9 protein-coding genes are annotated in these 11541 nt (G+C 57.1%); 6 read left to right on the forward strand and 3 right to left on the reverse strand.

The annotated features are described in order from the left end of the window. Positions 1 to 99: 99 nt before the first annotated feature. Positions 100 to 558, reverse strand: coding sequence for a hypothetical protein (locus tag ABYT07_RS14855; RefSeq protein WP_372992823.1), 459 nt, complete (start codon positions 556 to 558; stop codon positions 100 to 102). A 110-nt stretch (positions 559 to 668) separates the two neighbouring features. Here ABYT07_RS14855 and ABYT07_RS14860 point away from each other — a divergent pair, with 110 nt between their 5' ends. From ABYT07_RS14860 to ABYT07_RS14870, 3 genes are read left to right on the forward strand one after another with little or no spacing between them, the layout of a single operon-like run. After that, on the forward strand, positions 669 to 926 hold the full coding sequence (locus tag ABYT07_RS14860) for a hypothetical protein (RefSeq protein WP_372992824.1): 258 nt from the start codon (positions 669 to 671) through the stop codon (positions 924 to 926). A gap of 58 nt (positions 927 to 984) precedes the next feature. Then, positions 985 to 1500 (forward strand): PAS domain-containing protein, encoded by a 516-nt coding sequence (locus tag ABYT07_RS14865; RefSeq protein WP_372992825.1) that lies wholly within the window; start codon positions 985 to 987, stop codon positions 1498 to 1500. A 59-nt stretch (positions 1501 to 1559) separates the two neighbouring features. Continuing rightward, entirely contained in the window at positions 1560 to 2981 is a 1422-nt protein-coding gene (locus ABYT07_RS14870) for an HWE histidine kinase domain-containing protein (RefSeq protein WP_372992826.1), read from the forward strand. 350 nt (positions 2982 to 3331) lie between these two features. Here ABYT07_RS14870 and ABYT07_RS14875 read toward each other — a convergent pair whose 3' ends face one another. Next, on the reverse strand, positions 3332 to 4513 hold the full coding sequence (locus ABYT07_RS14875) for an MFS transporter (RefSeq protein WP_372992827.1): 1182 nt from the start codon (positions 4511 to 4513) through the stop codon (positions 3332 to 3334). A gap of 93 nt (positions 4514 to 4606) precedes the next feature. On the opposite strand from ABYT07_RS14875, the gene ABYT07_RS14880 reads away from it, so the two are divergent. Further along, positions 4607 to 5524, forward strand: a complete 918-nt coding sequence (locus ABYT07_RS14880) for a LysR family transcriptional regulator (RefSeq protein WP_372992831.1) — start codon at positions 4607 to 4609, stop codon at positions 5522 to 5524. A 132-nt stretch (positions 5525 to 5656) separates the two neighbouring features. On the opposite strand, the gene ABYT07_RS14885 is transcribed toward ABYT07_RS14880, so the two are convergent. After that, positions 5657 to 6007, reverse strand: coding sequence for a hypothetical protein (locus ABYT07_RS14885; protein WP_372992828.1), 351 nt, complete (start codon positions 6005 to 6007; stop codon positions 5657 to 5659). A gap of 1030 nt (positions 6008 to 7037) precedes the next feature. Between ABYT07_RS14885 and ABYT07_RS14890 the strand changes: the two genes are divergently transcribed. Next, on the forward strand, positions 7038 to 9245 hold the full coding sequence (locus tag ABYT07_RS14890; RefSeq protein WP_372992829.1) for an efflux RND transporter periplasmic adaptor subunit: 2208 nt from the start codon (positions 7038 to 7040) through the stop codon (positions 9243 to 9245). Further along, positions 9242 to 11541, forward strand: a 2300-nt coding sequence (locus ABYT07_RS14895; protein ID WP_372992830.1) for an efflux RND transporter permease subunit, incomplete at its 3' end; no start/stop codon positions are given. The genes ABYT07_RS14890 and ABYT07_RS14895, both read left to right, overlap by 4 nt.

Genomic DNA, 11541 nt, shown 5'->3' on the forward strand with positions numbered 1-11541 from the left:
GCAAGGTCAAGATTTGCGCGCCGCACCGCCGCAAGTCCGGTTTGAGCCCATTGTGACCGATGCTGCGCTTTGCATCAATGACGGCTTCGGTGCCAACCGTCATGTTTTGCGTATGCTAATGGATGCGCTTTCATCTTTTACGTAGGCGAACACCTCGATCTCCGTCTTGCCATCGGAATAGACCGTAAACCCGGTGTCGAGTGTATTGCCCGGACTGAAACCCTGCTGGCGTAGGGTTTCAGTCATTTTGGTTTGGACGTCATGTTCGACGAGGCCCTTGACACTCATCGTCAGAGCGGCCCGACGATCAAACAGATCATTCCTTGGATAGAATTCGACAATTATCTGATCAAGAAAGCTGCGCCCGCCGTATTGCCTGAGATAAAAGGTCTCTCCAAACGTTGAGGTCTTTCGATAAAATTTCGCTTTGGCCAATGCATCGATTGAAGCCTCCTCGCCGGAAATATACAGAAGTGCCTGTTGCACCAGGAGTGATATTTCACGTTGCCACAGGTGTGGTTTCATGTTGCCTTTGACTTGCCCTTCATCCGGAGCCATGTGGTTCTATCCCGCAAAACTGAGTGCGCCCTACCTGACCCGATTTCGGGCCTAGAATAGTTCATCTTTGTTCAAAATAGAAATTTGCGCAACCGCAGCGAATGCTCAGTTTGTCCGGCACAGCAGACCTTGGCCGTCGGAAAATGCTGCGCAACGCACGAACGACCGCTTCGGTGAAGCTGCGCCGCAGCGTGGTCACTCTGTCTCAAGGTCGGCAATGGGTCGAAATCCGCGCTCTCAAAAAGAACTTAGAGAATGCCACAGGTCAAATCGCCGTCTTGAGATTGTTATCGCTGCATGACACTTCACTGCTTTCCGACCATCCGTTCGTCATTATTGATTTCGGCCTTCAGCTCATGGTATTCTGATTAGCAAAGCGGACTATCCTGAGTATGAGGGTGTCGCCCCAACAGGAGAAGCGCGAAAGTGCTAAAATTGCAAAGCGCATATGCGCCGATGGATTTTCTTGCCGGAACCGGTGAGATGGCAAGGCGCATACAGACCCATGACTGGTACAATCACCCTTTTGGTCCGGCCGAGACTTGGCCGCAATCGCTGCGTTCGGCGCTTTCGATCTGTCTGAATTCCGCTTTTGCGACGGCCATTTACTGGGGGCCCGAACTGCGGCTGCTTTATAATGATGCATGGGCCCCGATCCCCGGCCCACGGCATCCCGAAGCGCTTGGTGCCCGCGCCGAGGATATCTGGCACGATATCTGGCACATAATCGAGCCGCAATTCGCGGAACTTATCCAAAGCGGTGAAGGACTTGTCGTGGAGGATCAGTCGCTGCCCATGCGCCGCTTCGGGTTCGAGGAAGAAACCTACTGGAGCTACAGCTTCACACCCCTGCGTGCAGAAGACGGGCGCATTGTGGGGATATTCAACTCGGGCAGCGAAACGACCGCGCGGGTAATCAGAACCGCCATGCGGCGTTTCTGATTACCCTCAATGAGGACCTGCGCAGCTGCGAAAAAGCCAGTGACGCATTGGATCTGGCGGTGTCGCGGCTTGGCGGTCTTCTGAAGGCTGTCCGTGTCGGCATCCGCGAGAGAACGAACCTCAATGACAGGAAGGCATTTACGCTGACATCCGAATGGTGCGCTGAAGGTTACGCGCCTTCCGCTCAACGGATGGATCTGTCTCATTTCGTTGTCGAGCAGATCGAGAAACTGATGTCTGGCAAGATCGTTCAGCTGTCGCTGTCCGATCCGGGCCTTCCCTCGATCGGACGCAGGTTCCTGATACATTCCGGCATATCCGGTCTGCTGGCCATTCCATGGACCGAGAACGGGCAGGTTGTCGCTGTCATCTACATTCACACCGATCAGGCGCGTGCGTATGATGCGCTGCATGTCTCGACTGTGGAAAAAGTGTTCGAGATCACGATGGGATGGATTGATCGCGAACGTCACCGCGAACGCGAAAAGGTCATGGCGGCCGAAATCGACCACCGGGCGCGTAACATGCTTGCGGTCATTCAGTCCATCATCCGCATGACCGCCGGGGCGAATGTGGACGACGTCAAGGCCAAGCTGGCTGATCGCCTGACGGCCCTCTCGCGGGTTCATTCGCTGCTTGGCCGCAAGCGCTGGACCAACCTTGAATTTCGCGACCTGTTGGAAGACGAACTCGCACCCCTTGGTGCCGAAATTTACGAACGGGTCAGTCTGAGCGGTGCGCAACTGATGCTCTATGCACAGGAAGCGCAGCTTATTGCCATGATCCTGCACGAACTGACGACCAATGCGCTTAAGTATGGAAGCCTGCGCGAAGCCACCGGCAGGCTATCGGTCACGTGGTCCGTGGACGGACACCGCACCATGACCCTGGACTGGATCGAAACCGGAACAGTGGCTATTTCACAGCAAAGCCCTGAAAAGTCCAAGGGTGGTTTCGGGTCTATCCTGCTGTCCAATATCATCCAGCTTCAGCTTGGAGGAGAGGTGCAGAAAACCCTCACTGAGGAGGGCATCTCCTACCGGTTTCTTCTTCCACTCGATCATCGTGCAAGCGCTGTTTCAGGTCAAGGGGAAGTCGAAACAGGTGACGTGACGCGCGAAAACTCTGCCCTGTCGGTGATGGTGGTTGAGGATGACGCCATCATCTCGCTTGATATTACCGAGCTTCTTTCGTCCGAGGGGCACACTGTCTTCGGGCAGTTCCGGGACATTGAAACGGCGCTTGATGCGTTGCGCAAAGGTGCGCCGGATGTTGCCTTGCTGGATGCCGACCTTGGCGGCGACAGCTCGGCCCCGATTGCGGAGGCTTTGAATGCGCAGTCCATTCCGTTCATTGTCGTGTCGGGTCATGGAAACGATTTTGTGCCGGATGATCCCCGAGCGGCCGCCCCTCGGATCGAGAAGCCCATCTCGAACAAGGAACTGATCTCTTTCGTAGAGAGCGCGTCGAAGGAGAGATAATCTGTTTACAACTATCATCGCCCGCCTATAGGTAATCTCGTCAAAAAAAGTATTGTTCTGGACGAGAATAGATCCCGTGTCTGTCCGGCTTGGGGCTGCAGAAGAGACCCGTCTCGCCCTGCACCAAGGCCCCGCTAGGGGCAGTAAACGCATGCAGTCTCGAAGGGCGGAAAGGGGACCTTCGCCGCAAGTGCAAATCAATAAAGTTCTGGCATATAAAGCAGACATTTGGATGTTCTATGTCAAAGGTCATGCGGTCTTTGCAGCTCAATTGTTGGCGCAAACAAGATACAAATCTCCACTTTAGCGGCTTTCCCCGCCGCACCAAAGATGCCGCGGGGCAATTTAGGTTATTGAGCAGCAACAGATTGCGGTACTGTTGCGTTCAAGCGACCAGACAGGCGCACCAAAACGATCCCGACACCCACAACTCCGGCAGCAATGTAGGGGGCCGCGGCAAGGCCGATGCCTTCGACGACCAGCCCGCCGGCCCACGCGCCACCGGCAATGCCAAGGTTGAAGGCTCCGATGTTCAGGCCAGAGGCCACATCCACCGCACCGGGCGAGACTTCGCGTGCGATTTGCACAACGTAAGACTGCAGCGGCGGCACGTTGGCGAAGGCAAAGCCGCCCCAGAAGGCCGCAACCGCTATGGCTGCAATCGGGTCTGTAAGGAACGCACCAAGTGCGGCCAGTGATATAGCAAGACCAGAAAAAATCACTGTCAGGGATGCTACTGCACCGATACGGTCAGCCAGTTTTCCGCCGGCGATGTTACCTACGGCGACAGATGCACCATAGAGCAATAGCACCAGACTAACCGCGCCCGCAGACAGACCCGTGACTTCGTTCAGCATCGGCGCAAGGAAGGTGAAGGCGATGAAGTTGCCGCCATAGCCGACAGCCGTGATTAGATAGACCAGCAGAAGGCGCGGCGAAGTCAGCACCTGTAATTGGGCTTTGATCCCCGCTGATGCGGTCATGGTTAGATTGGCGGGCAACAAGATGGCAGAAGCGATGAAACCGATCACGCCAAGCGCGACAACTCCAAGGAAAGTCGACTGCCAACCGAAGTTTTGGCCGATAAACGTCCCCAAGGGAACACCCGTCACAAGCGCGACAGTCAAACCAAGGAACACCAGCGCAATGGCTGAGCTTTCCTTTTCAGGCTCCACAAGATCGGTCGCGATCGTCGAGGCGATTGCAAAGAACACGCCGTGAGCGAGACCAGTAATAAAGCGCGCAGCGACAAGGCTGCCGTAATCCGGCGCAAAGGCGGCATAAGCATTGCCGAGCGTGAACAGCGCCAGCAAGAGCAGCAACAGCGTCTTACGAGGCACACGGTCGGCCATGGCGGTCAGCACTGGCGCGCCGATGGTCACGCCAAGGGCGTAAAGACTGACCAAAAGGCCAGCAGAAGGAATCGAAACGCCAAGATCGGCGGCGATGGTGGGAAGCAAGCCGACGATAACGAACTCGGTCGTTCCGACGGCGAAAGCGCTGATGGTCAGCGCCCAAAGGGCAAGGGGCATCGGTTTTCTCCAATAAATTTGATGTCGACGCCGTATATGCCTGTCGTTATCTATTGCGAGAACAGACAAGTTTGGAATGGATCATTGCAGAAAATGCACGAATTGCTGCGCATGGGGGATTTGGCTGCCTTTGTCGGGATCGTCGATGATGGGGGCTTTGCTGAATCTGCACGGCGCAGAGGGGTGTCTGCCTCTACGCTCAGCCGATCAGTCACGCGGCTGGAAGAGCAATTGCAGGTCACGTTGCTAAGGCGCACTACGCGGTCTATCGAGATCACCCCCGAAGGCGCCGCAGTTCTGGCTGAGGCGCGCGAGATTTTGGATCGCAACGAAGCCCTGCAAGAAATCGCTACCAGCGGACAGGCCCCCGCCGGGCCACTGCGTGTAAACGCACCGGTTCCTTACGTCCTGCATGTCCTCGCCCCGCGTCTGGCTGAGTTCCACGCAAAGTATCCGGACATCCAGCTGTCGATTGACATGACAGACTCGCTGGTGGATCTGATCGGCAGTCATGCGGATGTTGCCATTCGGCTTGGCCAGCTGCCTGATAGCGACATGTTGCACCGCCCCTTGGGCCGCACAGCTTGGAAATTGGTGGCCGCGCCGCAATATCTTGATCGCAACGGCTGGCCAAAAACACCAGCCGATCTCGCGCAGTTGGAGCAAGTGCGCTTCGCGGCACCAGATCATATCAACACATTGCGCTTCGCCGGTCTGGCCGCCCCAGTATCGGTGCCGCCCGCCGTGACGGCAGGCAATGGAGAGGCGGTGCGCCAATTGGTATTAGGCGGCCTGGGCATCGCGCGTTTTTCCGATTTCATGATCGCAGACGATATCCAAGCCGGGCGTTTGATTGAGCTGTTTCCCGGCCAACTCGACGCCGCACCTTTGAATATCTCAGCGCTCTACCTTACCCGCGTCTCGGGCCTGCGGCGACTGGGGGTCTTTCTTGATTGGGTGGGGAACATTAGTGGAGGCAACGTAATGCAAGCACCCGTTCAGCATGCATAATGATTCCAAGCAAAGCGTGGCCTCAAAAAGGTTGCTCCCCGTAGGTCTTATATAGACATATTTTTAGATGTCCGCTTCCTGGAAATTGCACTACAGCGAAGGGGTGCCATGCGAACGGCAGCTACGGGCCGTTCAATGCAACGAATATGAGCTCCAAAATTTGACAGCTTGATTGAATTCCGCCGCATAAAAGGCGGAAGCATCGGACCCAACCGGATCGCCGTTAAAACGCCCAACGCGCTTTGCACATTCGAAAAAGCCAGGAGCCGGTAATCCACCTCTTGCCTTACTGATTACCAGTGCTGCGATCAATGGACGACCGGCGGCGACATCTTCTTCAATCAGGCGTTCGAGGGCTTCGGTAAGCTGGTGGATCGTATTTGGCGGCGACAGTTCAAGGGCCTTCGCGAGTGCCTGATAGGTGATTGGGGCTGCCTTGGCTGCAACCTCAAAAAGATGATCCCTTACGCGTTGTATTAACATTATCTGGGGTCTTTCGCTGGGTTCAATGTTCAAGGGAGTTGTTCACCGTAGGGACGGGGATACTATGAGCATAAAAGCGACGCCATATGCACGTGCTTCTCTTCGCTGCAGAGACATTGTGCTGACAACGGCCAGTCGATTGCTTGCAACAAATGGCAGCTTTGTCCGCTGATTGACGTTTCAGCCGACAAAATGCTGCAAGATGCACGAATGGCCGCTTAGATCGGCCGCACTGCGGTATTGGAGGTCGTGATCAATGGCGGCTTAGGGCCGTTCACGCTTCTTGACACAAGCGGCTGGGAGCAGTCATTCGCTGCGGTCGGATCTAAGGTCTGCTTCGCCGGTGAAATTTCTATAGCTATACTTTTGCAAGTATCACGAAGAGTTAGCATGCGCCCAGAAAATAAATGAATTTTTCGCTAAAAACGAAAGTCAACTGGTGAGCATTTCTCTCAAACGGGCTGCTTTGCTTCGCGGAAATATCTTAATCACGAACTTCTGACTTGAAGCCGAAGCATTTCAAATAGATGACTATGGCATGAATGGCGTTTTGCATAAGTGGGGTCTTTTTGCCGCGTGGCGTGGGGCGAGGGTATGGCTCCTCGTATCTATGCTGCTGTTGAACGCTCTCCTGCCAAGCCTGGCTGCGGCAGCGCAGAATACGACAGCCCCGCATCAGATGACGTCAGATCAGATGGATCATGCAACTATGGGGCATGCGGCTTCGGTGCCCTCGCAAGGCTCCCTACCGGACCATGAAGACCATGGCGCTTCCTTACACTGCATGTCGTCGGTGTGCTGCTATCAAGAGGCGTCAGTGCCTTTCGCGCTCGTGGCTTGCGATGCCTATCTGACCAACAGGCAGATCACAGATCGTGGCAGCCATCTGCCCTCAGTCCTGCGCTCGACCAAAGATCGGCCCCCTCAACAGATTTGATTGATTTCGGGTGCGTGTCCTCAATTTTGGGACCGCACATCTGTAATTTATCAAAGACGGCTTCCTTAGCGGAGCCGCTGTCGAGGTGTGACCATGCGTGGACGGTATTCAGCCCTGAGTCTTCTTGCACTCGCTGCGGGTGTGGCAGGTGGTGTTTTTCTTGAACGGCTTTACTTGAATCCTTCTGAAACGGCGCGGGCCGCTGATGACGAAATCCTCTATTGGGTCGCCCCGATGGATTCGAATTTCAGGCAACCGGGACCGGGAAAATCGCCAATGGGGATGGATCTGATCCCGGTCATGGCAGGTCAGGAGCCTTCCGGTGATCCTGCCGAGGTTATTTTGTCCAGCGCCGAGATCAATGCGATCGGGGTGCGCACTGCTGTTGCGCAGTCAACCGAGATCGCCCGCGACATCCAAACGGTGGGGGTCGTGCGTTACGATGACCATCTGACCAGCCATGTGCACACCCGCGTGGATGGCTGGATCGAAAAGCTGCATGTGCGCGCTTTGGGGGATCCGGTGCGCAAAGGCGATGTACTGTTCGAGATGTTCTCGCAGATCATCGGCTCCTCTTCCGGCGATCTGATCCGAGCCATTCAGGCCGGGGATCGCCGCATTGTCGACGCGGCACGCGGGAAACTGAGCAGCCTTGGTATGTCCGATGACCAGATTGCACGGGTCGAAGCCAGCAAAGAGATCGCGCGCAATATCGAAGTTCTTGCCCCGCAAGACGGCGTCGTGGTGTCGATTGAAGCGGCTGAGGGGATGTTTCTGCAACCCGGCGTTCGGGCGGTTTCAGTGACCGATACGAACGCTGTGTGGTTGATCGTCGATGTCTTTGAGCGGGATATCGGGCGTCTGACCGATGACATGCGGGCCGTCGTCCAATTTGAACACCTCAGCGGGCGGAGCTTTGAGGGCAAGATCGACTATATCTATCCCGAGCTTGACGCAAAGACGCGCACGCTGCCTGTGCGCCTGCGGTTTGATAACTCGGAAGGGCTGCTGCGGCCCAATATGTTTGGCAGCGTCACATTGACACCAAGCCAGTCGCAGATGGCGCTGACCGTCCCGACCGAGGCGATTATTCGCACAGGGTCGGCAGAACGCGTTATTCTGAAAACTGGCGATGGCACGTTCAAGCCCCGTCTGATCACCACCGGCCTGCGCGATAATTTTAACGAGGGCGGCCGAACCGAAGTCGTTCAAGGCCTTGCGGCCGGAGAAGAAGTCGTCGCGTCTGCGCAGTTCCTGATCGACAGCGAAAGCGCGCTGAGTGCGGGATTGATGCGCATGGCCCCGACTGACGCGGAACCTGCCCGCGGCACGGGCACGTTGGTCGCACTTGATGCCGATACGCGTCTGGCGACGATCCGTCACGGCGCGCTTGAGGCGGTGGACTGGCCTGCCATGACCTCGCGGTTTGCGGTGCGATCTGACGTGATGCTTGATCAGCTGGCCATCGGTCAGGAGGTTGCGTTTCAAGCGGCCCGTGGTGCCGATGGTTTGCTAAGCTTGACCGCGCTTGGCAAGGATGATGGCATCGCCGCGACCGGCAAGGGCCGTGTTCTGGGGGTCACGGGTGATGGCAAGCTGACGATGGCCCATGACCCGATACCGGCCTTGGGTTGGCCCGCGATGCAGATGGACATGGATGTCGCGGGGATCGACGCCGCCGAAGTGCCGCTTGACCAAGCTGTCGAATTTGACCTGTCCAAGAACGAAAACGGGATGTTCACCATCGTTGGGCTGCGCGTTGAAGGCATGACCGAAGCGATGCAGATGTCCGCCCCCGCAGAACCGGAGGCCAAAGCCGACCCAGCAGCAGAGCCGATTGTCGTTTCCGGCACCGTGGATGCCTTTGACCCGACCAAAAGCATGGCCACGATAACCCATGGCCCCATGGCCCAGATTGGAATGCCGGGCATGACCATGGATTTTGCCGTGGACCCGACACTTGATGCTGATACGCTTGTAATGGGCCAAGAGATGACCCTGACCTTTGCTCGCCCCGATGGCATGACCTTGATCCTCTCGGCCGCGGAAAAGGTGACCCCACCGACCGAGGTGATGGGAACGATCAACTCAGTCGATCCGACCAGCGGGATGGCAAACATTACGCACGGTCCGATGATGGATATTGGTATGCCCGGCATGACGATGGACTTTGCCGTTGATCCGTCTGTCGATGTGGCAACCGTGCCGATGGGTCAGGAAATCAACCTGCTTCTCAAGCGCAATCCGGATTTTTCGATGACGCTGGTCGGCTTTGCCAAAGCGTCAGAGGCCACACAATGATTGCGGCCGTCATCAGGGCGTCCATCGCGAACCGTGTGATTGTTATCGCCTTGGCGCTGATGATGACCGTGGCGGGGATTTGGGCGATCCGTTCAACGCCGGTCGATGCGATCCCTGATCTGTCGGACGTGCAGGTGATCGTGCGCACGTCCTATGCTGGTCAGGCACCGCAGGTGGTCGAGGACCAGATCACCTATCCCATCACCACCGCGATGCTGGCGGTGCCGGGGGCCAGTGACGTGCGCGGGTTTTCCTTCTTTGGCGACAGCTATGTCTATGTCGTGTTCGAAGACGGCACCGATCTGTATTGGGCGCGTACGCGTGTGCTGGAATATCTGGGCCAGATCACTGCAAACCTGCCCGAAGGTGTTGCACCGCAGCTTGGCCCCGATGCCACGGGTGTGGGCTGGATTTACCAATACGCCCTGATCGACCGCAGCGGCGGCCATGATCTGGCAGAGCTGCGGACCCTTCAGGACTGGTTCCTGAAATACGAATTGCAAACCGTCGACGGTGTGTCCGAGGTGGCCACCATCGGCGGCATGGTCAAACAATATCAGGTCGTCGTCGACCCCAACAAGCTGCGTGCCTACGACATACCGCTGTCAAAGGTGCGCGATGCCATTCAGGGCGCAAACCGCGAAACCGGCGGCAGCGTGATCGAGATGGGAGAGGCCGAATTCATGGTCCGCTCTACCGGCTATGTGGACGAATTGGCCGACATCGCCAAAGCACCGTTGATGGTAAACGACCGCGGTGCCGCGCTGACCTTGGGGGACGTGGCCGACATCCGCCTTGGCCCGGAAATGCGCCGTGGCGTGGGCGAATTCGAAGGCCAAGGCGACGCCGTCGGCGGTGTGGTGATCCTGCGGTGGGGCGGCAACGCCCTGACCACGATCAAAGCGGTCGAGGCGCGCATAGAAAGCTTGCGCGACAGCCTGCCCAAGGGCGTCGAGATTGTGACAACCTATAATCGCGCAGGCGTGATCGAACGTGCGATTGAAAACCTGCAAGACAAGCTGACCGAGGAATTCATCGTCGTGGTGCTGGTCTGCGCTGCGTTCCTGCTGCACCTGCGGTCGTCACTGGTGATCCTGCTGTCGCTGCCGTTGGGCATCTTTGCGGCGTTTATCATCATGAAGCTGCAAGGTGTGAACGCCAATATCATGTCGCTGGGCGGGATCGCCATTGCCATCGGTGCCATGGTCGATGCGGCTATTGTCATGATTGAGGCAATGCACCGACGGCTTGAAACCGAGAAGCTGACCAACAAGAACCGTTGGCGCATCGTAACCGAATGTTGCGAGGAAGTCGGGCCTGCGCTCTTCTTCTCGCTCGCCATCATCGCGGTCAGTTTCTTGCCCGTTTTTGTGCTGGAAAGTCAGGAAGGCCGGTTGTTCAAACCGCTTGCCTTCACCAAGACCTATGCCATGGCCGCCGCTGCGATCTTGTCGATCACACTGGTGCCGGTGCTGATGGGGTATTTCGTGCGGGGCCGTATCATCCCTGAGCGCAAGAACCCGTTGAACCGCTTGGTGATCTGGATTTACCGCCCGTTCCTTGATGCAGCGGTCGCCTGGCCGTGGGCCACAACGCTTTTAGCAGGGCTTCTGGTGGCGTCGATGTGGTGGCCGTTGCAGCGCATCGGAACCGAATTCATGCCCGAACTGAACGAGGGTGATTTTCTCTATATGCCGTCGCTTTATCCCGGTGTGTCCATCGGCAAGGCCCGCGAAGTGCTGCAACAAACCGACCGCCTGATCGCGACGGTGCCCGAGGTGCAGACCGTACATGGCAAGCTGGGTCGCGCTGAGACGGCGACCGATCCGGCACCGCTGACCATGATCGAGACGACGATCCAGTTGAAACCCGAAGCGGACTGGCGTGCAGGCATGACGATGGACAAGATCCGCGCCGAACTGGACCGCGTCGTGCAGATTCCCGGTGTGACCAATGTGTGGATTCAGCCGATCAAGAACCGGATCGACATGCTGGCCACGGGCATCAAGACACCGGTGGGGGTCAAGATTTCTGGCGCAGACCTTGGCGTGATCGAAAAGATCGGCATCGAGGTTGAACGTATCACATCGCAGATCGACGGCACCACCTCGGCTTATGCAGAGCGTCCCATCGGCGGGCGGTTTATCGAGATCAACCCCAACCGTGATGCGGCCGCGCGCTATATGATGAGCGTGCGTGACATTCAGGACGTGGTCCAGACCGCGATCGGGGGCATGCAGGTGTCGGAATCTGTCGAAGGGCTGGAACGCTTTCCGATTAACCTGCGCTATCCGCA

The organism is Sulfitobacter sp. (genome assembly GCF_041552635.1).
Lineage (GTDB): Bacteria > Pseudomonadota > Alphaproteobacteria > Rhodobacterales > Rhodobacteraceae > Sulfitobacter.

Bases quoted from the DNA above. Each gene is read 5' to 3' on its own strand.
- ABYT07_RS14855 (WP_372992823.1), bottom strand. From the start codon at position 558: ATGGCTCCGGATGAAGGGCAAGTCAAAGGCAACATGAAACCACACCTG.
- ABYT07_RS14875 (WP_372992827.1), bottom strand. From the start codon at position 4,513: ATGCCCCTTGCCCTTTGGGCGCTGACCATCAGCGCTTTCGCCGTCGGA.
- ABYT07_RS14880 (WP_372992831.1), top strand. From the start codon at position 4,607: ATGCACGAATTGCTGCGCATGGGGGATTTGGCTGCCTTTGTCGGGATC.
- ABYT07_RS14885 (WP_372992828.1), bottom strand. From the start codon at position 6,007: ATGTTAATACAACGCGTAAGGGATCATCTTTTTGAGGTTGCAGCCAAG.
- ABYT07_RS14890 (WP_372992829.1), top strand. From the start codon at position 7,038: ATGCGTGGACGGTATTCAGCCCTGAGTCTTCTTGCACTCGCTGCGGGT.